This window comes from Magnetospirillum fulvum, from assembly GCF_900108475.1.
In the GTDB taxonomy this organism is placed as follows: Bacteria; Pseudomonadota; Alphaproteobacteria; order Rhodospirillales; family Magnetospirillaceae; genus Phaeospirillum; species Phaeospirillum fulvum_A.
The window spans coordinates 1-18,928 of the sequence record NZ_FNWO01000005.1; the positions used below are offsets into that span (position 1 = coordinate 1).

General features: G+C 65.7%; 21 protein-coding genes and 1 pseudogene. 13 read left to right on the plus strand and 9 right to left on the minus strand.

Annotated elements, in window-relative coordinates:
* From BLW40_RS06815 to BLW40_RS06835, 5 genes and pseudogenes are all read left to right on the plus strand, one after another.
* A partial coding sequence (locus BLW40_RS06815; RefSeq protein WP_139305528.1) for a transposase occupies positions 1 to 318 on the plus strand: 318 nt, incomplete at its 5' end.
* A gap of 39 nt (positions 319 to 357) precedes the next feature.
* Positions 358 to 624: pseudogene (locus BLW40_RS06820) on the plus strand (OmpA family protein); the annotation flags it as partial.
* A 219-nt stretch (positions 625 to 843) separates the two neighbouring features.
* The gene (locus BLW40_RS06825) at positions 844 to 1,302 is read left to right on the plus strand and encodes a hypothetical protein (protein ID WP_074766869.1); all 459 of its coding nucleotides are present in this window, start codon (positions 844 to 846) and stop codon (positions 1,300 to 1,302) included.
* Between the two features lie 365 nt (positions 1,303 to 1,667).
* A complete protein-coding gene (locus BLW40_RS06830; protein ID WP_074766871.1) occupies positions 1,668 to 2,915 on the plus strand; it encodes an OmpA family protein in 1,248 nt (415 codons plus the stop codon).
* A gap of 67 nt (positions 2,916 to 2,982) precedes the next feature.
* Positions 2,983 to 3,804 carry a hypothetical protein gene (locus BLW40_RS06835; protein WP_211656738.1) on the plus strand — a complete coding sequence of 274 codons (822 nt, stop codon included), beginning with the start codon at positions 2,983 to 2,985 and terminating at the stop codon, positions 3,802 to 3,804.
* A 61-nt stretch (positions 3,805 to 3,865) separates the two neighbouring features.
* Here the strand turns inward: BLW40_RS06835 and BLW40_RS06840 are convergent, their stop codons facing one another.
* The 4 genes from BLW40_RS06840 to BLW40_RS06855 form a co-directional block, all read right to left on the minus strand.
* The gene (locus tag BLW40_RS06840; RefSeq protein WP_074766873.1) at positions 3,866 to 4,375 is read right to left on the minus strand and encodes a hypothetical protein; all 510 of its coding nucleotides are present in this window, start codon (positions 4,373 to 4,375) and stop codon (positions 3,866 to 3,868) included.
* Between the two features lie 49 nt (positions 4,376 to 4,424).
* On the minus strand, positions 4,425 to 5,195 hold the full coding sequence (locus BLW40_RS06845; protein ID WP_074766875.1) for a LamB/YcsF family protein: 771 nt from the start codon (positions 5,193 to 5,195) through the stop codon (positions 4,425 to 4,427).
* Positions 5,192 to 6,499, minus strand: a complete 1,308-nt coding sequence (locus tag BLW40_RS06850; protein ID WP_074766877.1) for a replication-associated recombination protein A — start codon at positions 6,497 to 6,499, stop codon at positions 5,192 to 5,194. Before BLW40_RS06850 ends, BLW40_RS06845 begins: the two co-directional genes overlap by 4 nt.
* Positions 6,500 to 6,719: 220 nt before the next feature.
* The gene (locus BLW40_RS06855; RefSeq protein WP_074766879.1) at positions 6,720 to 8,114 is read right to left on the minus strand and encodes a DegQ family serine endoprotease; all 1,395 of its coding nucleotides are present in this window, start codon (positions 8,112 to 8,114) and stop codon (positions 6,720 to 6,722) included.
* A gap of 120 nt (positions 8,115 to 8,234) precedes the next feature.
* On the opposite strand from BLW40_RS06855, the gene BLW40_RS06860 reads away from it, so the two are divergent.
* Positions 8,235 to 8,783 carry a hypothetical protein gene (locus BLW40_RS06860; RefSeq protein WP_074766881.1) on the plus strand — a complete coding sequence of 183 codons (549 nt, stop codon included), beginning with the start codon at positions 8,235 to 8,237 and terminating at the stop codon, positions 8,781 to 8,783.
* A gap of 11 nt (positions 8,784 to 8,794) precedes the next feature.
* On the opposite strand, the gene mlaD (BLW40_RS06865) is transcribed toward BLW40_RS06860, so the two are convergent.
* The 3 genes from mlaD (BLW40_RS06865) to BLW40_RS06875 are packed head-to-tail and all read right to left on the minus strand — an operon-like array spanning position 8,795 to position 10,195.
* Entirely contained in the window at positions 8,795 to 9,283 is a 489-nt protein-coding gene (gene mlaD / locus BLW40_RS06865) for an outer membrane lipid asymmetry maintenance protein MlaD (protein WP_074766883.1), read from the minus strand.
* Between the two features lie 12 nt (positions 9,284 to 9,295).
* The gene (gene mlaD, locus BLW40_RS06870; protein ID WP_074766885.1) at positions 9,296 to 9,787 is read right to left on the minus strand and encodes an outer membrane lipid asymmetry maintenance protein MlaD; all 492 of its coding nucleotides are present in this window, start codon (positions 9,785 to 9,787) and stop codon (positions 9,296 to 9,298) included.
* 60 nt (positions 9,788 to 9,847) lie between these two features.
* Positions 9,848 to 10,195, minus strand: coding sequence for an NADH:ubiquinone oxidoreductase subunit NDUFA12 (locus BLW40_RS06875; protein ID WP_074766887.1), 348 nt, complete (start codon positions 10,193 to 10,195; stop codon positions 9,848 to 9,850).
* 108 nt (positions 10,196 to 10,303) lie between these two features.
* Between BLW40_RS06875 and BLW40_RS06880 the strand changes: the two genes are divergently transcribed.
* The 4 genes from BLW40_RS06880 to BLW40_RS06895 are packed head-to-tail and all read left to right on the plus strand — an operon-like array spanning position 10,304 to position 14,510.
* A complete protein-coding gene (locus tag BLW40_RS06880) occupies positions 10,304 to 11,821 on the plus strand; it encodes a replicative DNA helicase (protein WP_074766889.1) in 1,518 nt (505 codons plus the stop codon).
* 10 nt (positions 11,822 to 11,831) lie between these two features.
* On the plus strand, positions 11,832 to 12,950 hold the full coding sequence (gene alr / locus BLW40_RS06885; protein WP_074766891.1) for an alanine racemase: 1,119 nt from the start codon (positions 11,832 to 11,834) through the stop codon (positions 12,948 to 12,950).
* Positions 12,947 to 13,723, plus strand: a complete 777-nt coding sequence (locus tag BLW40_RS06890; RefSeq protein ID WP_074766893.1) for an MlaE family ABC transporter permease — start codon at positions 12,947 to 12,949, stop codon at positions 13,721 to 13,723. The genes alr and BLW40_RS06890 overlap by 4 nt, the downstream gene beginning before the upstream one ends.
* A 10-nt stretch (positions 13,724 to 13,733) precedes the next feature.
* Positions 13,734 to 14,510: an ABC transporter ATP-binding protein gene (locus tag BLW40_RS06895; RefSeq protein WP_074766895.1), complete on the plus strand. Its 777-nt coding sequence runs from the start codon at positions 13,734 to 13,736 to the stop codon at positions 14,508 to 14,510.
* Positions 14,511 to 14,644: 134 nt separating this feature from the next.
* On the opposite strand, the gene rpmB is transcribed toward BLW40_RS06895, so the two are convergent.
* Positions 14,645 to 14,944 (minus strand): 50S ribosomal protein L28, encoded by a 300-nt coding sequence (gene rpmB / locus BLW40_RS06900; RefSeq protein WP_074766897.1) that lies wholly within the window; start codon positions 14,942 to 14,944, stop codon positions 14,645 to 14,647.
* A gap of 187 nt (positions 14,945 to 15,131) precedes the next feature.
* Here rpmB and BLW40_RS06905 point away from each other — a divergent pair, with 187 nt between their 5' ends.
* The gene (locus BLW40_RS06905) at positions 15,132 to 15,536 is read left to right on the plus strand and encodes a Crp/Fnr family transcriptional regulator (RefSeq protein ID WP_074766899.1); all 405 of its coding nucleotides are present in this window, start codon (positions 15,132 to 15,134) and stop codon (positions 15,534 to 15,536) included.
* Between the two features lie 28 nt (positions 15,537 to 15,564).
* Here the strand turns inward: BLW40_RS06905 and BLW40_RS06910 are convergent, their stop codons facing one another.
* Positions 15,565 to 15,789 carry a hypothetical protein gene (locus tag BLW40_RS06910; RefSeq protein ID WP_074766901.1) on the minus strand — a complete coding sequence of 75 codons (225 nt, stop codon included), beginning with the start codon at positions 15,787 to 15,789 and terminating at the stop codon, positions 15,565 to 15,567.
* 166 nt (positions 15,790 to 15,955) lie between these two features.
* On the opposite strand from BLW40_RS06910, the gene BLW40_RS06915 reads away from it, so the two are divergent.
* Together BLW40_RS06915 and BLW40_RS06920 are read left to right on the plus strand one after the other, a co-directional pair.
* Positions 15,956 to 18,427, plus strand: a complete 2,472-nt coding sequence (locus BLW40_RS06915) for an ATP-binding protein (RefSeq protein WP_074766902.1) — start codon at positions 15,956 to 15,958, stop codon at positions 18,425 to 18,427.
* 14 nt (positions 18,428 to 18,441) lie between these two features.
* Entirely contained in the window at positions 18,442 to 18,897 is a 456-nt protein-coding gene (locus tag BLW40_RS06920; protein ID WP_074766904.1) for a CoA-binding protein, read from the plus strand.
* Positions 18,898 to 18,928: the final 31 nt, after the last annotated feature.

Sequence of the window (18,928 nt, forward strand, 5' to 3'; positions counted from 1 at the left end):
GATGCCACCGCCCAGGAGATCGCCGATCTCTACAAACGGCGCTGGGCCATCGAACTGTTCTTCCGATGGGTCAAGCAGACCCTGAAAATCCGCCATTTCCTCGGAAACAGCGAGAATGCCGTTCGAATCCAGATCGCCGTCGCCCTGATCGCCTTCCTCTTGCTCCGAATGGCCCAGGCCACCCAGAAAACCATCCAAAGCCCGCTCGCCTTTGCCCGGCTCGTTCGCGCCAATCTCATGCACCGAAAGCGCATCGACCGACTGATCGGGGGAGATCCTCAACCAAGAATCGACCCCAATCAGATGGTGCTGCTATGACCGTGACGTTTAACCGGACAGCAGTGGACGGCGGCGGGCGATGACGAACTCGGCAAGGCTGTGGCCGCGTTGAAAAAAGTCAGCGGGAAAATCACCATCGTCGGCCATGTCGATAATGTCGCGCCGAAAAAAGGAACCACCAACGCCAAGGTCGCGTTGTCGCGAGCCACCTTTGTCTCGGAACACTTGCAGAAGCACGGCATCGACGCGGCCCGGATCGTCATCCAGCCCCTGCCGGATAGCGAGCCGATGGAACGGGTCGCGATCATCACCGTCGAAAAGACGGCCAAGACCGCCGCGAAGTAAATCGGCGTGACGATGGGGCCAGAGAGGCGGAGCGGACGCTCGTCCCCGCCTCTCTTTTTTCGTCCGCCCTGGGGCGGAGGGCCTCTCGCCGCCTCCTTTCCGCGTGTGCCGTATCGAAGGGTTGCGCGCCCTCCCGCGCCACGGTGATACTGCGCCGCGACACCCGGCCGGACGGCACGCGCGCCGGGAGGGGGATGTCTTCTGCCAAAGGAACCGAGCATGCTTTTCGCCGAACTAATCCATCCGTTGGCCGCGCGCGCGACGCTCGGCCTGTTCGTCCTGATCTGGGGGTCCGCCGTCGCGGCCGGTCTGTTCGCCGACCGCGAGATGCTCGCCTTCATCAAAGAGGTGGTGGTCTGGACCCTGTTCCTGCTGACCCCGCTGACGATGCTGACCGCCGGAACCGGCCTGATCCTGGGCCGCGCCCGCCCCGGTCCGATCACCGACCGCAAGCGGCGGCGGCTGCGCCTGATCGTCGCGATTGGGATCGTGATTCTGCTGCCAGCGACGCTGGTGCTCGATGCGATGGTGCAAAGCGACAGCTACGACGCCACCCTGTTTCTCGTCTTCCAGGGAATCGAGCTGGTCGCCGGTCTCGTTCTGCTGACGCTGATGGGGATCAGCGTCAGGGACGGCATTCTGGCCAAGCGCGACGCCGCCGTCGCCCAAGGCTCATAAGCCCGGCCTGACCGGGGCCCGCCGCGCGCCCCGGAGACTTTCTGTGTAGAATAGGCGGCCCGGACCACGCTCCGGGCCGCGCGGCCGACACGGCCGCCCGCTCCCCTCGCCCGCCGACCAAGGTCCGCGGCAGGGACAAAATTCCCGTCTGACGCCGCCCCATCTAGACATACGCCATATGAAGCGTATCATCACGCCATACTCGCCTAATCTGATGGGCGTATCCTTAAGGTCCTGGGTACAATCCAGGGCACGGCCCCTTTCACGCTCCGACGGCCAGAGCATGAACCGGAGAGCAGATTTCCCGAACCGTCACTCTGTCCAATCCATCCAGACAACCTCTTTGGTTAAACGAGGAGTGAGACATGAAGAACATCATACGGTGGGCAGGAATTGGTGCGACCGCCACCCTGGCCGCCTGCGCGGTCCCGGCGGAGGTCAACGACGTCCAGAAGGTTCTAAGCGCCCGCGCCGAGGGCGGCACCGCGTTTACCCGGTCGCTGTTCCAGGAATATCAGGCCTATACCAGATCGCAGGTCCAGACCGAAGTCGAATGGGTCGATGCCGCCGGAACCGCCCGCAAGGCGTTGCGGGTCGCTGACGGCGAAGCGGTCGCCCCCGACGAACTGACCGGACGCAAGGTTCCGGCGACGCGAATTCCGGAACTGGCCGCCGCCCGCGGACGTCTGATGACCTATCTGGCTGGCGGTGCCGCCGAAAGGGTTCCCGCCGCCGCCGCCAAGGCCCAGGTTGCCTTCGATTGCTGGCTTGAGCAGGAGGCCGAGGGCCGACCGAACGGGACGTGCCGCACCACCTTTCTCACCCACGAACCGATGCTGAAGAAGCCCGCTCCGACCGCCGCCGGACCCGTCGAGGCCCAGCGCCGCTACGTGGTGACCTTCGGCCTGGGCTCGGCCGAGCTTGGCCCCCAATCGCGGCAGACCCTGGGCGAAGCGGCCGCGACCCAGGCGCAATTGCGCGCCCCTCTCGTCTCTGTCGCGGGCTTTACCGACGCGGTAGGCTCGGTTGAACAGAATTTGCGTCTGGCCCGTCATCGCGCCGACGTGGTCACCGCCGAACTGGTCAAGCTGGGCGTTCCCCCCGGCCTGATCGCCGAGGATGCCCTGGGCGAGACCAATCCACAGGTTCCCACCGGGGACAATGCCGTCGAACCGCGTAACCGTCGTGTCGAAGTCACCCTGGCGGGCAATGCCTGGGGCATCGGCGGCTATGGCGGCTATGCCTATGGCGATGCCGGTCGCGGCTATTACGGCCACGGATGGGGCGGGGTGTATGGCTATAATGGCGGCCATGCCGTGTTTTTCGCCTCGGGCTCCAGCCAATTGTCGGCCGAGGCGATCGAACGGCTAAAGCAGGTGGTTGCCGCCGAAAAGACCCACCATCCCAAGGTCGTCCGGGTGATCGGCTTTACCGACCGTACCGGTTCGGTATCGACCAATGTCCGTCTCGCCCACCAGCGGGCCGAAAAGGTGGCGGCGGAAATCGTCCGGCTGGGCGGCACCGCCCCGGTGATCGAATCGCGTCCCGGCGACAGTTGGGGTTCGTCTTATGACGGACATGCGCGCCGCGTTGAAATCCTGTTCGACTACTGATCATCCGGCTGGCGGCCGTCCTTCGCCGCGGCCGCCATCCCGCCGAACCAGAGATGTGGGAGAAGACATGATGAGAAAGTCCCGAATCACCGCGGTGATCGCATTCGCCCTACCCGCCGCGTTGGGTGCCTGCTCCAGCGTGCATTACGCCAGCGAAACAAGACCGGTCAATCTGGTTCCGCCCGCGGAATTGCGCTCGGTCGCGCCCGCTGGCGCGTACCAGAACGACCTTACCGCCCTGGTCGGCTCGATCGCCGTCTACAACCGGGCCGAACGGTCGCTCCAGGTGCTGGAACCGGTCGCCAATCCCTATGATCCCCGGACCCGCCCCGTGGTCGAGACGGTCAATCAGGTGCTCTATACCTCGCTGGTCGATCCGGCGATCCAGACGGATATCCCGTTGATCGTCAACGCCTTGCACGATGCGGCGGGCGAGACGCTCGACGTCACCGTCACCGACGAGGCCCATGCGATGGTGCCGGGCTATTCGGTCAACATCGTCAACCGGCTGGGCAGCCGCTATCACCCCACCAACGAGAACGAAGACATCGTCTATGTCGCCGAGGCATGGCAGCGCCGGTTCAGCGCCGCCCTGCTGACCGGCACCAAGCACAGCCTGTGGAGCGCCAATACCGGCGTCGATGTCTATAACAACATCACCTATACCCGCACCCAGGGCTTCAAGGACGGTCGCTACCTGGCTGTCTCGGTGGTGCCGTTCACGCGGGGAGCGCACGGAGAGGCCAGTCTGGCCGCCGAGCCGCTTCCCGTCGCGATGGTGACGACGATCAAACCCCAGATCGCCGACCCCTATGCCTATACGTGGCGCGACCATGGGTATTGGGCTCGCGGATACGGCGCCAATTGGGACTATGCCCCCAAGAAATAGCCCCGCATTGCTCCATTCGTCGCGTTGGGGCGGGTCCGATCGGCCCGCCCCTTTTTTGTCGCTACCGGTCGCCCGACGAGCGGAGCAGGTTGAGCGCCGACAACATCATCAAGATCGCGGCGATCACCAGAACCCAGCCGCCGGTCCCCAGGGCGACCGAGAATTCGGCACCGCCGCCGAACACTTTCGACATCTCGCGCAGCACCGGGATCGACTCGATCATCGCCCGCGAGGCGAGATAGGGAACGAAGACCGGCACCGCGACCCAGATCGCGGCGGCCAGCGCCTGAAGCCAGCGTCCGGACTGCCCGCGCACGGTCTGGACGATCACCGCGATTGCGGCCAGCGGGGCGAGATAGACCAGCCGGGCGATCCACACCGGCAGCGCCGAATCCCCGGTCGAGTCGCCAAAGCTCATCATCCCGGTGAATTTGCTGGCCTGGGCATAGGCATCGGGCAACGAGAGCAGGTTGGCGTAATCGTGGCCGGAGGTATCGCCGAACGGCAACAGACACCCCACCAGCCCGACACCGGCGATCAGTGCCGGAAGGTAACGCAACAGATTTGACATCGCCGTTCTCCCCTATCTCCCCGGCCTTCGCTGGACCAAGGGGCGGAGTTTACCCCAAATTCAGTTCGGGCAGTGAGACCCGGCTGATTCCGGCCTCGTCCAGCGCCGCCACGACGGCACGGGCGATCGCGGCCGCGGCGGGCGAATCGCCGTGCAGACACAGGGTATCAATCCGGGTCGGCAGCACCTTGCCCTGGCGGGTCACCACCGCCTGATCGCGCACCATGGCGACGGCACGGGCAGCGGCTTCGGACGGATCGTCGATCACCGCCCCGGCCACCCCGCGCGGAGTCAGGCTGCCATCGGCCTCGTAGCCACGGTCGCAGAAGGCTTCAGCCGCCAGCCGCAGCCCATAGCGCCCCGCCGCCACCGCCAGCGCCGACCCGGCGGGCGCGACCAGGATCAGGGTCCGGTTAAGCCCGGCGACCGCGCCCGCCACCGCCCCGGCCAGGGCGGGATCGGCACAGGCCATCGTATAGAGCGCCCCGTGCGGCTTGACGTGGGTGACGCGGTGGCGGACCAGGGCGCAGACCGCGCTGAGCGCACCGACCTGATAGGCCAGCATCGCCGGGATTTCGGCGGGATCGGTCTCGATCCGGCGGCGGCCAAAGCCGCGCAGATCGTCGAAGCCGGGATGGGCCCCGACGCTAACCCCGGCGGCCTGCGCCAGTTTTGCCACCCGCAGCATCGTCGCCGGATCGCCCGCATGGAAGCCGCAGGCCAGACTGGCCGAGCCGATCAGCGGCAACAGCGCCGCATCGTCGCCCATCGTCCACGGCCCGAAGCCTTCGCCCAGGTCGGCATTCAGCGTGACCTTCATTCCCCCTCCCCCCCGTTGCGCTGGCGCAGCCGGTCCCAATAGGCCAGCCGCTTGACGATCTCCCGCTCGAAGCCCCGTTCGACCGGACGATAGAACCGCCGCCGCGCCATCCCCTCGGGGAAGTAATTCTGGCCGGAAAAGCCCTCGGCGGTGTCGTGGTCGTACTGATAGCCGCGCCCATAGCCCAAATCTTTCATCAGCCGGGTCGGCGCGTTCAAGATATGCGGCGGCGGCATCAGCGAGCCGGTCTCGCCTGCCGCCTTCACCGCGCCTTTATAGGCCATATACGCCGCGTTCGATTTCGGCGCGGTGCCGAGATAGATCACCAATTGCGCCAGGGCCAGTTCGCCTTCCGGGCTGCCCAGCCGCTCATAGACATCCCACGCCGCCAGCGCCTGGACCACCGCATTAGGATCGGCCAGCCCGATATCCTCGACCGCAAAGCGGGTCAGGCGACGGGCGATGAACAACGGGTCCTCGCCCCCCGCCAGCATCCGCGCCATCCAGTACAGCGCCGCGTCGGTGTCCGAGCCGCGCAGGCTTTTATGCAGCGCGCTGATCAGGTTGTAATGCCCCTCGCGGTCCTTGTCATAGGCGGGGGCGCGGCGGCTGATCGCGCGGGCCAGCGCCGCCGGGTCGAGCGGCGGCTCGGGCGGCAGCACCGCCAATTCCTCGGCCAGATTGAGCAGGAAACGGCCGTCGCCGTCGGCGGTCGCCTTCAACGCGGCGCGGGCGTCGGGATCGAGCGGCAAGACATGGCCCAGCACGGTTTCGGCTCGGACCAGCAAGCCTTCCAGCGCCGCCTCGTCCAGCCGGTGCAGCACCAGCACCTGCATCCGCGACAACAGCGCCCCGTTCAACTCGAACGACGGATTTTCGGTGGTGGCTCCGACCAGGACCACCGTCCCATCCTCGACATAGGGCAGGAAGCCGTCCTGCTGCGCCCGGTTGAAGCGATGGATCTCATCGACGAACAGCAAGGTGCCGCGCCCGGCCTCGCGCCGCTTGCGGGCTGCCTCGAACACCTTGCGCAGATCGGCGACGCCGGAAAACACCGCCGACAGCGGCTCGAACTCCAGCCCGACCCGTTCCGCCAGCAGCCGGGCGATCGTGGTCTTGCCGCAGCCGGGCGGCCCCCACAGAATCACCGAGGCCATCCGCCCCGCCGCCAGCATCCGCCCCAGCGGCGCGTCGGAGGCCAGCAGATGCTCCTGTCCCACCACCTCCCCCAGCGTGGACGGCCGCAACCGCTCTGCCAACGGGCGGTCGTTGCCGTTGTCGAAGAGGGAGGGAGGAGAGGTCATTGGTTGCCCCTCAATCGCCGGGCGCTCGGTCCCCTCGCTTGGCTTTCGCGCCGTGGGGCGCGGGCGCTCAATGCGCCAGTCGCTGCGCTCTCGATCATAGCCTCAGGCGCCGGCGCTCGGTCCCCTCGCTTGGCTTTCGCGCGGATGACCGCGCGGGCGCTCAACGCGCCAGTCGCTGCGCTCCAGGGGTTGCCCCTCAATCGCCGGGGGACGGGTCTCATCATCCCTCGATCACCTGGGTCAGGGTCTGACCGTTGCGGCTGATCATCAGACTCCAGCGCGGCAACTCGCCCGACAACAACCGCCGGGCCTCGGCGACGGTGGCAACCGGACGGTCGTTGATCCGCAACAGCCGGTCGCCGGGCTGAAGCCCAAGACGCTGCGCCACCGAGCCGCCGCGGATTTCCAGGATCATCACCCCGGTCAGGGTCGAATCGAGCCCGATTTCGTCGGCCAAGGCCGGATTAAGGTTAACCAGCACTGCGCCCGAGAACGGGTTCCGCCCGGAAATTTCGCTGCGGTCGCGCGGCGGGTCTTCGGGCGGCGCGATCAGCCGGACGGAGAAACTCCGCTCGGCTCCACCCCGCAGCGCCGTCAGTTTGGCCTCGCCACCCAGATCGAGCGTGGCGAGACGGAAGCGCAGCCCCTCGGGATCGTCAACCTCACGGCCATTGATCCCGGTGATGACGTCGCCATCCTTCAACCCGGCGCGGGCGGCGGGCGAGTCCTTGCTGACGCTGCTGACCAGCACCCCGACCGGACGGGGCAGGCCCAGCGCCTGGGCCAGATCGGCGGTCACCGCCTGGGTCGCCGCTCCCAGCCACGGCCGCACCACCTTGCCGCCCTTGGACAGACCGGCAACGACGGTACGGACCAACGCGGTCGGAATGGCAAAGCCGATCCCGTTCGATCCGCCGTCGCGGGAATAGATCGCCGAATTGATCCCGACCAGACGACCATCCATATCGACCAGCGCGCCGCCGGAATTGCCCGGATTGATCGAGGCGTCGGTCTGGATGAAGGAGCGGAAGTCCGACACGCCGACATTGGTGCGGGCCAGCGCCGAGACGATGCCCTGGGTCACCGTCTGGCCCACCCCGAACGGATTGCCGATCGCCAGCACCAGATCGCCGACCTCAAGCCGGTCGGAATCCCCCAGCGGCAGGGTGGGGAAGGTCTCGCCCTTCGCCGTGATCTTCAACACGGCCAGGTCGGTGTGCTCGTCACTGCCGACGATGCGGGCCTCGAACTCGCGGCGGTCGGACAGCACCACCGTCACTTCGTCGGCGTCCTTGATGACGTGGTGATTGGTCACCACCGTCCCCTCGGCCCCGATCAGCACCCCCGAGCCCAGCGAGCGTTGCACCCGGTCCTGGGTCAGGCCGGGAACGTCGCCGAAGAAGCGGCGAAAGAACGGGTCGGCGAACATCGGCGAGGCAGAGGCGCGCACCACCCGCCGGGTATAGATGTTGACCACCGCCGGAGCCACCTGCCGCGCCACCGGGGCAAAGGTCAGACGGATCTGTTCCCGCGATTGCGGCACGGTCTCGGCCGCCTGCCCCGCGGCAGCGATGACGAAAAGAATGGCGAAAAGGACGGCGACGGATCGGTTCATGCGCTGACGTTCCCTTCGATTTGGCCCGCTGCTTGCATTTTCCACGGCATAGGGCGTTCCCTTGGGGGTAAGACAATGATCGATCCAACATCGCAAACAACGCAAGGTGCAAGCGCGTCGTTGACGACGTCGGAATCCACCCTGTCCGGGCTAACGACCGGCAGCGGGTTCAGCGCCGCGGTTGAGGCGGCCAACCGCGCCGCCGCCAAGAAGCAGGCGCAAGACGCCGAATTTGCCGAAATCCGCGAAAAAGGCTTCACCGCCTGGGTCCGCGACACCCAGATCGAGAAGCTGAAAGAAGAACTTCGCAAGAGAATCATCGCGGAAATGGGCCTGACCGAGGACGACATCGCCACGATGGGCAGCGTGATCCGCCAGACCCTTGAGGCGCGGATCAAGGACGAGGTCGAAAAGCGTCTGGCCACAACCCTGGCCAGCACGGACAGCGCGTCCGCGTCCAACCAAAGCACCTCTAGCGCCAACGACAATCAGAGTCAGGGCAGCACGGTCACCAGGGTGGCCAAGGCCGCCTCGACCGTCCTGGCCGCGCAGGAACACGCCACCTCTGCCTCCCCCACCCAAACGGAGGAGGAAAAAAAGGACCGGCAGGGCAATTTCGGCATGGTCATTCCTGCCCTGGCAATGCCGGGCGGGGCCTCATTGTTCTGAGCGAGCGCGCGTTACGGAACCGGGGCGGGTGCCGGAGCCGCTGCGGGCGGCTGGTTCTCCGAGGTGGCGAGGAAGATCAACTGGCCGACCATTTCCTCGATCGACTTAAAGCTGCGGGTCGGCCCCAACCGGCCGCCGGTGGCGATGGTTACCGACGATTTGCCCGGGGTCAGCTTGACGAACTTGCCGCCCAGCAACCCTTCGCTGGAAATGCTGGCGACGGTGTCGTCGGGCAGGCGGATCGTGTGGGCAATCGACATCTTGACCACCGCATCGAAGGTCTGCGGGTCGAGCGACTGGCCCAGCACGGTGCCGACCTTGATCCCGTTGATCTTGACGTCGGCCCCGGCGTCAAGCCCGCCGACGCTGGTGAAGGTCGCGCTGACCTCATAGCCTTCGACCTTGCTGAAACTGGCGTGCGACCAGGCAAAGGCCATGAACACCCCGGCCACCGCCAGCACCACCGCGCCCATGATGGTTTCGATAACAGTCCGTCCCATGGGTCACCCGTTTCAGTTGCTGGTCGTCGGCAGCGGTTTGTCGAGATAGCCGCGCTTGGCCCGCGCCTGCTGAATAATCATGTCGAGCAGATCCTCGATCACCACCGCGTCCTGGGTATATTCGATTTCCTGGCCGGGTTTCAGCAGGGCATCGTCGCCGCCCGGCCGCAACTCGACATATTTCGCCCCCAGCAAACCGTCGGTGTGAATCAGCGCGGTGCTGTCGGCGGGGAGATGGACGTTGCCATGCAGGGTGAGGGTCAGCAGCGCCCGGTATTTGTCGTCGAGCGCCTGGGCTGAAACCGTGCCGATCGGAGCCCCGGACAGGCGGACCGGGCTGCCGACGACGATCCCGTCGGCCCGGTTGAAGCGGGCCGTGACGGAAAAGCTGTCTTCGTCCTTCCTGGCGTGATCGCCCACGAAAAAGGCCAGCATCATCGACAGCGTCCCGGCCAGCAGGACACCGCCACCAATGATGGCGTCGCGATCCGAGCGGTTGGACATCCCTCCCCCTTCCTAAAATTCCAGCAAAGCCCTTGGTTCCCCCGTCCCCTGGCGATGGGATCAGGGGGTCCAGGCTTCGTAATCGCCGGTGGCGCGGTCGCGCTTGCCCCCGGCCAGATCGTGCCCCGGCGGCAGATAGGCCTGGGCCGAGCCGGTGGGGTTGGGCTGGTGCGGCTTTTGCCACGGCCAGCGCCCGACCGCGTTCAACGGAGCCGGGGCGGTGTGATGCAGCCACGCGTGCCATTCCGGCGGCACCCGCGACGCTTCGGGTCGTCCCTTATAGATCACCCAGCGGCGTTGGCGGCGACGCGATGGCGTCCGCTCGGTATAATAGCGGTTTCCATCGGGATCGGTTCCGACCAGTTTGCCATTGACCCAGGTGAATAACAGGGTGCCGAAGGTCGCCATCCTCGTCCTCGATCCATCTCGGTGTTGCGGTGGGGACTATAGGCAAAAGCCCCCCGCCCCGTCCAGTGGGGTGACAGGCCGGAAAATCCGGGCTAGAGTCGGGTGACCATGTCCTCCCACCTGCCCAAACCGCCTCCCGTCCCGGCCGAATCGTCGGCGATACGGGTTCCGCCGCACAATTTCGAGGCGGAACAGGCGCTGTTGGGCGCGATCTTGCTGTCGAACCGCGCCTATGAGCGCGTCTCGGAATTCCTGCGGCCCGAACATTTCGCCGACCCGGTACACGGGCGGATCTTCGCCACCTGCGGCAAGCTGATCGAACGCGGCCAGATGGCCAACCCGGTGACGCTGAAGACCTATTTCGAAAGCGACGGCGGGCTGGCCGAAATCGGCGGCATCCCCTATCTGGCCCAATTGGCCAATGCGGTGGTGTCGGTGATCAATGCCGAGGATTACGGCAAGCTGGTGTTCGACCTCCATCTGCGCCGCGAGTTGATCGGGCTTGGCGAAGACATGGTCAATACCGCCTTCGCCGCCGATCTCGACAGTTCGGCCACCGACCAGATCGGCACCGCCGAAGCCAAGCTGTACGACCTTGCCACCACCGGCCAGACCGAGGGCGGGTTCGAAGCCTTCAACACCGTCCTGGTCGCCGCCGTCGCCGCCGCCGAGGCCGCCCACAAGCGCCAGGGCAAGCTGTCGGGAGTGCCGACCGGGCTGGTCGATATCGATTCGAAGCTGGGCGGATTACACGAATCCGATCTGTTGATCCTGGCCGGACGCCCGTCGATGGGTAAGACCGCGCTGGCCACCAACATCGCCTTCAACGCCGCCAGCGCCTATCGCGAGGAGATCGATTCGCTCGGCCGCAAAAAGGCGGTCGATGGGGCGATCACCGCCTTCTTCTCGCTGGAAATGTCGGCGGAACAGCTCGCCACCCGCATCCTGGCCGAACAGGCCGAGATCGCCAGCCACAAGATCCGCCAGGGCGAACTGGCCAACGACGAGTTCGAACGCCTCGTCATCGCCGCCCAGAACCTGCACAAGCTGCCGCTGTTCATCGACGACACCCCGGCGTTGTCGATCTCGGCGGTGCGGACCCGCGCCCGGCGGCTGAAGCGCCAGCACGGGCTGGGGCTGATCGTGATTGATTACCTGCAATTGCTGCGGGGCTCGGGCGCGACCTCGGAAAGCCGGGTCCAGGAAGTCTCCGAGATCACCCGCGGCTTAAAAGCGCTGGCGAAGGAATTGTCGGTGCCGGTGATCGCGCTGTCCCAGTTGTCGCGCGCCGTCGAATCGCGCGAGGATAAACGGCCCCAATTGTCGGACTTGCGCGAATCCGGCTCGATCGAACAAGACGCCGACGTCGTGATGTTCGTTTTCCGCGAACAATATTATCTTGAACGAGCCGAGCCCGGCCGCCGACCCGACGAGGCCGAGGACAAGTTCAACGATCGTCATGCCCGCTGGCAACAGCGCTGCGAGGAAGTGTGGAATACCGCCGAAGTGATCGTCGCCAAGCAGCGTCACGGCCCGGTGGGGACGGTGCGGCTGTCGTTCCGCGGCGAATTCACCAAGTTCGGCAATCTCGCCACTGCCGGCCATTACGAAGAGCCGGGATTTTGAGAGGGAAGCCATGACCGACCCTTCCCATGCCGGAAGTCTGTTGACCATCGACGTCGAGGCGATCGTCGCCAATTGGCGGCTGATTTCGCTGGGCGTCGCGCCCGCCGAGGCCGCCGCCGTGGTCAAGGCCGATTCCTATGGCCTGGGCGCGGCGCAGATCGCCCCGGCACTGGCCGCCGCCGGGTGCAAGACCTTCATCGTCGCCACCCTGGACGAGGGCATCGCCCTGCGCCCGCTGGTGCCCGCCGCCGTGATCCTGGTGCTGAACGGGGCGTTTCCCGGCACCGAAGCCGACTTTGCCGCCCATTCCCTGGTGCCGGTGTTGAACAGCCTGGGGCAGATCACCGCTTGGTCGAACTTCGCCAAGGCGGGCAGTGGCGCTCCGGCGGCGGCAATCCACATCGACACCGGAATGAACCGTCTCGGGCTGGACGAGGCCGAACTGGACCGGCTCGCCGCCCGCCCCGGCGTCTTGGCCGGGGTCCGCCCGATTCTCGCTTTGTCCCATCTGGCCTGCGCCGACGAGCGCGACAACCCGATGAACGACGAACAGCGGATGCTGTTCACCCGGCTGGCCGCCCGCCTGCCAGCGATGCCGCTCAGCCTGTCCGCCTCGGGCGGGTGTTTCCTGGGACGGACGTATCATTTCGATCTGGTCCGTCCCGGGGCGGCGCTGTACGGCCTCAACCCCACCCCCGACCGTCCCAATCCGATGGCCCAAGTGGTTCGTTTGCAAGGAAAAATCCTTCAAGTCCGCGACGTTGACAGCCCCCGGACCGTTGGGTATGGTGCCACCCACCGCGTCACCGGTCCGGGCCGGATCGCAACCGTGGCGGTCGGTTATGCCGATGGCTGGTTCCGCTCGCTCGGCAATCGCGGTCATGGCTGGATCGGAGGGGTGAAGGTGCCGCTGGTCGGACGGGTGTCGATGGATTTGGCCTGCTTCGATGTCAGCGCCGTACCGCCGGATCAGGCCCATCCCGGCGCGCTGATCGATCTGATCGGCCCCGATTTCACCGTCGATGACGTCGCCGCCGATGCCGGCACGATCGGATACGAAATTCTGACCGCGTTGGGACGGCGTCACCATCGCCGTTGGCTGACCGGCGCCCAGGAGGCGCAGGCGTGACCAATCTTCTTGCCGCCATCGGCCGCGTCTTCATCGCCTTCCTGTCGCAGATCGGTCGGGTCTCGGCTTTTACCGCGCTGGCGGTGTCGCACACGGTGCGGCCGCCCTTCTATCCCCGCCTGCTGCTGCGCCAGATGGTCGAAATCGGCTATTACTCGCTGCCGGTGGTGGGGCTGACCGCGATCTTCACCGGGATGGTGCTGGCGCTGCAAAGCTATTCCGGCTTCGCCCGCTTCTCGGCCGAAGGCGCGGTGGCGACGGTGGTGGTGCTGTCGGTAACCCGCGAACTGGCCCCGGTTCTGGCCGGACTGATGGTGGCGGGCCGGATCGGAGCCTCGATGGCCGCCGAAATCGGCACGATGCGCGTCACCGAGCAGATCGACGCCCTGACCACCCTATCGACCAATCCGTTCAAATATCTGGTGTCGCCGCGCCTGCTGGCCGGAACCCTGATGATGCCCCTCTTGGTGCTGATCGCCGACATCATCGGCGTGTTCGGCGGCTATATCGTCGGCGTCTACAAGCTGGGCTTCAACTCGGCCACCTATATCTCGCGCACCTGGGAATATCTCGAACCGCTCGACGTGATCTCGGGCCTGACCAAGGCCGCCGTGTTCGGGTTCATGATCACCCTGCTCGGCTGTTATAACGGCTATTATTCCAGAGGCGGAGCCCAGGGTGTCGGCGCCGCCACCACCAACGCCGTGGTCTCGTCGGCGATCATGATCCTGGTGTTCAATTACCTGATCACCGCCCTGTTCTTCGGCCAGTGAGGCGTTTCCGGTGACCTCTGTCCCGCCCAAGATCGTTTTGACCGACGTTCACAAATCGTTTGGCCCCAAGGTCGTTCTGGACGGGATCAACCTGTCGGTTGCCCGCGGCGAATCCGTGGTGGTAATCGGCGGCTCTGGCACCGGCAAATCGGTGATGCTGAAATGCATCCTGGGCCTGCTGCGGCCCGAGCACGGCTCGATCCGGATCGACGGCGAGGAAGTCGTCGGCATCCGCGCCCGCGAGCGCGATCAGGTGATGCGCAAGTTCGGGATGCTGTTCCAGGGCGGCGCGCTGTTCGACTCGCTGAAGGTGTGGGAGAACGTCGCCTTCGGCCTGATCCAGGGCCAGCGGATGGCCCGCGCCAAGGCCCGCGACATCGCCTTTGACAAGCTGGCCCAGGTCGGGCTGTCGGCGGCGTCGGGCAACCTGTTCCCGTCGGAACTGTCGGGGGGGATGCAAAAGCGCGTCGCGCTGGCCCGCGCCATCGCCACCAATCCCGAGATCATCTTTTTCGACGAGCCGACAACCGGCCTCGATCCGATCATGGCCGACGTCATCAACAGCCTGATCGTCAAATGCGTCAAGGACATGGGGGCAACCGCGCTTTCGATCACCCACGACATGGCCAGCGCCCGCAAGATCGCCGACCGCATCGCGATGCTCTATAAGGGGCAATTGATCTGGGTTGGCCCGGCCAAGGATATCGAATCCTCGGGCAATCCCTTCGTCGATCAGTTCATCCACGGCCGCGAACAGGGGCCGATCCAGATGGAATTGCGGGCGTAACCCGCCTCCCCCGATCGGACCCGGCCCCGGCCCCGCCATGTCGGATGGCCCAGCCCCAAAGCCACCCAGACACGCGAAAAGAGGGCCCGCCGGAGCGGACCCTCTTTCAAACCTTCGCGAAACCGGAAATCCGGTTAGGCGGCAACCGGCTTGGCAGCCAGAGCGCGCTGAATGCGACGCTTCAGGCGACGCGCGTCCTCGGGCAGCTTGGAATCGGTCACCGACAGCAGATAGGCGTCGATGCCGCCATTATGCTCGACGGTCTTCAGCCCGTTGGTGCACAGACGCAGACGAACAGTCTGGTTCAGGGCGTCGGACAGGAGCGACACTTCCTGGAGATTGGGCAGGAACCGCCGCCGGGACTTGTTGTTGGCGTGGCTGACGTTGTTGCCGGTCAGAACGCCCTTGCCGGTGATGGCGCAGCGACGTGCCATGTCGAAAATCCTCGCTAGAATACGGGCGCCGGCTCACGCCCGACCGTGATCGATCAGGCTGTGCCGGAGGAAGCCGAGTTTTTACGGTGAGCGGACCGGCCCGTCAAGGACGAATCGCAGCTTTTGCCGATCCGGGGCGGTGTTATGCTGGATTAGACGGCGGCCGGACCGGAGGAGATGGGACATCATGGCGGAAAAAAACGGCGGCGAAGGGCAAAGACGGAGCTTTTCGCGGGGAACGGTGATCTTCCGCGAGGGTGATATCGGCAACGAAGCCTATCTGCTCCATCAAGGCACGGTGCGAATCTTCAAGACCGTCGCCGGGCGGCGGGTCACCATCGGCATGGTCCGCCCGTTCCAGGTGTTCGGCGAATTGTCGATGATGGACGAATCGCCCCGGATGGCAGGCGCGATCGCCGATGACGACATCGTCTGCCTGATCCTGCCCAAGCAGGCGATCCGGGCGATGATGGACCAGGCCCCCGAAGGACTGGCGACGCTGATTCAGTCGATGCTGGCGACGATGCGCTCGATGGGGCGCGAACTGGCCGACGCCCGCGCCACGCTGGCCGAGCGCGACGGAGACGGATAAGGCCTGGACAGGGGGGGAGGCTCCCGCCCTATTCGTCGCTTTCGGCAATCGAGCTGGTCAATCCGTCGATCATATCGTGGAGAATCTGGCGGAACTGCTCGGTGCTGCATCCCAGGATCAGCGCATCCTCGAGCGCGTCATGAGCCAACGCCTTCAGTTCGGCATAGTTCTCGTTTAAGACCTTGATCTTTTCCACGCAGGACACCGGCGCGCCGCTGGGCTTCAGCCAGACCTGTTCTGCATTTCGATCCATTGCCGCCCGACCCGAATCCACGCCGTTGCTCCGACAAGTCGCTTTCCGCCGAATCTTTAACGCGAACCGGTCGCCGCTGCAAGGTGCCCAGCCTTGCAAGCCTGCCGGGGGTGGAATACTCTCGCTTGAACCGAATATCCCTGGTTGAATTGGGGGCGATTCCGAATTGCTGCCTCCTGCGATATCCCACCATCTGCGGCGTCCCCGCTGGTTACTCGCCGCCGTTGTTCTGATCGATCTGATGGTGGTCGGACTGGCGGCGGTGACGATTGAGCTCGACCTGACCGGACGACGACAAGCGGCCCAGGATTCGGCCCGGATGGTCTCGGGCATCCTTGCCGACGAAATCGATCATTATCTCGGCCATGTCAGCCTCGAACTGCAAACGATCGCCGACGAAGCGGCGCGACGCGATGCCGGGACGAAGGCGAGCGATCCGACGACGGTCACCGCCTTTCTCGACCGCCACCGGAGGCGGGTCGCGGGATTGTCCGAGATCAGCCTGATCGATGCCGAGGGACGGGTTGGTCCGACGACATCGGGCGCACGCGACTCACCCAATCTGCCGGTCGGCCAATTGGCCTTTTTCGCCGATCTGCGCGACAATTCCGCCGCCGAGTTGGTGGTATCGCGCCCAATCGCCGATCCCACCGGCCAGCGCCGCCTGCTGCTGATCGGCCACCGGATCGACCTGCCAGAGGGACGGTTCGGCGGCATCGTGATGGCAGTGCTGCCCGCCGATTATCTGGCGGGCCTGTTCGCCGTCATCCATCCCGAACGCGGCATGCACATCTCGCTCTTGAACCGCCAGATGGAATTCATCGCCCGCTATCCCGCCGTTGCGGCGATGGAAGGAGCGTCGATCAGCACCGCCGCCTCGGACGAAAGCCGCGCCCTGATCGAAGCCGGGCAGGAGGCAGCCTCCTTTCGCGCCGTATCGCGACTGGACGGACAGCCGCGAACGTCGTTTTTGCGAAAGGTGCCGGGACAGCCGCTCTATTTCAACGTCGGGACCGCCGACGAGACCTATCTGAAACCCTGGCGGGCCGAGGGGACGCGGGTCGGACTGGTCGCGGCGGGGTTTGTCGCCCTGTCGCTGCTGCTGACCTGGGCGGTGCGGCGCAATTGGGCCGAGCGCGAAGCCGCCATCGCCGCGATGGAAGTCGCCCATGCCGAAATCCGTTCCCACGCCGAGCGGCTGGATATGGCGTTGCGCGGGGCCAATGACGGCTGGTGGGATTGGGACATCCTGCTTGACGAAATGTATGTCTCGCCGCGCTGGTGGGAAATGCTGGGTCACGACCCGCACGGAACCTGCGGCTCTCCCGATATGTGGCGGAGCCGGGCTCATCCCGACGATCAGCCCCGAGTCGAGGACGAAATCGCGCGGGTGATCGCCTCGGAGCGGACCACCCTCCAGATCGAGATTCGCCTGCGCCACGCCGGGGGGCATTACCTGCCGATCCTGATGCGCGGCTATATCCTGCGCGATTTCTCGGGCCGGGCGCTGCGGATGTCGGGGACCAGCACCGATTTAACCGAAATCCGCCGCGTCGAAGCGACCTTGCAGGCGATGTTCGACCTGTCGCCGCTGGGCAAGTGCCGGACCGAACCCGACGGACGCATTCTTGACGTCAACGCCGCTCTGCTTAACACGGTGGGGGCCAGCCGCACTGCGCTGACCGGAACGGTCCTACCCGGCATCATCCCCCAATCCGGCGACGGCGAGGAAGGAAGACAGCGCGAGCAGTTGGATTCCGAGGGCGCGTTCGGCCCGTTCGAAACAACGCTGCCCCACGCCGACGGCGGCGAGGTGCCGGTACGGCTGCGCGGGGTGTGGATCCGGGCCGATGGCGGTCCCGGCTCGATCTACATCATCGTTGAGGACATCACCGAAGAGCGGACGGTGCTGCGAGCGCTGGAGGATCGGACCCGCGACCTTGCCCGCTCCAACGCCGATCTGGAGCAATTCGCCTATGTCGCCAGCCACGACCTGCGCGAACCGCTCAGGATGGTGTCGGGCTTCCTCGGCCTGCTGGAGCGGCGCTACACCCCCAACATCGATTCCGAGGGGGTTCAGTTCATCGCCTTCGCCAAGGAGGGGGCGCAGCGGATGGACCGGTTGATTCTCGACCTGCTCGATTTCTCGCGGATCGGGCGGACCGGCACGCCGCAGGATTCCGTGTCCGTCACAGCCGCAATTGGACAGGCGATCCGTAATCTGGCGGTGGGGATCGAGGAAAGCGGTGCCGAGATCGCGATCGCCCCCGCGTTGGACGAGGCGCGGGTCTGCGGTGACCCGGTCCAACTGACCAGCCTGTTCCAGAATTTGATCGGCAACGCCCTCAAATACCGCGATCCCACCCGCCCGCCGCGGATCGGGGTGACCGGGCAGATCGTCGGAATCCACTGGGAAATTTCGGTCAGCGATAACGGAATCGGGATCGAGCCGGACTATTTCGACCGCATCTTCCGGCTGTTCCAGCGCCTCCACACCCGCGAACAGTTCGACGGCACCGGGATCGGGCTGGCGGTCTGCCGCAAGATCGTCGAACATCATGGCGGCCGGATCTGGGTCGAGTCGATCCCAGGCGAAGGAAGCACCTTCATCGTCACCCTTCCGGTCGCCGACGCCTGACGGAGCCCCCAAGGATGAGCGCACATTCCCCCCTGGTTTATGCCGACGAGACCCTGCGCGCGATCCTGCGCTCGGTTCGAACCATCGCCATAGTGGGGGCCTCGGCCGACCCCACCCGCCCCAGTCACGAGGTGGCGGACTTCCTCTCCCGCCAGGGCTACCGTATCGTCGCGGTCAATCCCGCCATGGCCCCAGGCGCGCTCGGCCCGATCCCGGTCTATCCCGATCTGGCCTCGATTGCCCACCCGGTCGATATGGTCGATATCTTTCGCCGCTCGGAGGCGGCGGGCGCAATCGCCGATCAGGCGGTCGCAATCGGGGCCAAGGTGGTGTGGATGCAATTGGGCGTGCGCGACGACGATGCGGCGGCACGAGCCGAAGCGGCCGGGTTGCGCGTGGTGATGGACCGCTGCCCCAAGATCGAATTCCGCCGCCTGGGGGGCGATTCTTCATGGTGCGCTGCCGAATAATTCGGATCGCAACAACGCCGCTTGCTCCCGG

What these genes read in the sequence shown, in the direction of transcription:
- BLW40_RS06825 (WP_074766869.1), top strand. Translation starts at nt 844, where the DNA reads ATGCTTTTCGCCGAACTAATCCATCCGTTGGCCGCGCGCGCGACGCTC.
- BLW40_RS06830 (WP_074766871.1), top strand. Translation starts at nt 1,668, where the DNA reads ATGAAGAACATCATACGGTGGGCAGGAATTGGTGCGACCGCCACCCTG.
- BLW40_RS06835 (WP_211656738.1), top strand. Translation starts at nt 2,983, where the DNA reads ATGATGAGAAAGTCCCGAATCACCGCGGTGATCGCATTCGCCCTACCC.
- BLW40_RS06840 (WP_074766873.1), bottom strand. Translation starts at nt 4,375, where the DNA reads ATGTCAAATCTGTTGCGTTACCTTCCGGCACTGATCGCCGGTGTCGGG.
- BLW40_RS06845 (WP_074766875.1), bottom strand. Translation starts at nt 5,195, where the DNA reads ATGAAGGTCACGCTGAATGCCGACCTGGGCGAAGGCTTCGGGCCGTGG.
- BLW40_RS06850 (WP_074766877.1), bottom strand. Translation starts at nt 6,499, where the DNA reads ATGACCTCTCCTCCCTCCCTCTTCGACAACGGCAACGACCGCCCGTTG.
- BLW40_RS06855 (WP_074766879.1), bottom strand. Translation starts at nt 8,114, where the DNA reads ATGAACCGATCCGTCGCCGTCCTTTTCGCCATTCTTTTCGTCATCGCT.
- mlaD (WP_074766883.1), bottom strand. Translation starts at nt 9,283, where the DNA reads ATGGGACGGACTGTTATCGAAACCATCATGGGCGCGGTGGTGCTGGCG.
- mlaD (WP_074766885.1), bottom strand. Translation starts at nt 9,787, where the DNA reads ATGTCCAACCGCTCGGATCGCGACGCCATCATTGGTGGCGGTGTCCTG.
- BLW40_RS06875 (WP_074766887.1), bottom strand. Translation starts at nt 10,195, where the DNA reads ATGGCGACCTTCGGCACCCTGTTATTCACCTGGGTCAATGGCAAACTG.
- BLW40_RS06880 (WP_074766889.1), top strand. Translation starts at nt 10,304, where the DNA reads ATGTCCTCCCACCTGCCCAAACCGCCTCCCGTCCCGGCCGAATCGTCG.
- alr (WP_074766891.1), top strand. Translation starts at nt 11,832, where the DNA reads ATGACCGACCCTTCCCATGCCGGAAGTCTGTTGACCATCGACGTCGAG.
- rpmB (WP_074766897.1), bottom strand. Translation starts at nt 14,944, where the DNA reads ATGGCACGTCGCTGCGCCATCACCGGCAAGGGCGTTCTGACCGGCAAC.
- BLW40_RS06905 (WP_074766899.1), top strand. Translation starts at nt 15,132, where the DNA reads ATGGCGGAAAAAAACGGCGGCGAAGGGCAAAGACGGAGCTTTTCGCGG.
- BLW40_RS06910 (WP_074766901.1), bottom strand. Translation starts at nt 15,789, where the DNA reads ATGGATCGAAATGCAGAACAGGTCTGGCTGAAGCCCAGCGGCGCGCCG.
- BLW40_RS06920 (WP_074766904.1), top strand. Translation starts at nt 18,442, where the DNA reads ATGAGCGCACATTCCCCCCTGGTTTATGCCGACGAGACCCTGCGCGCG.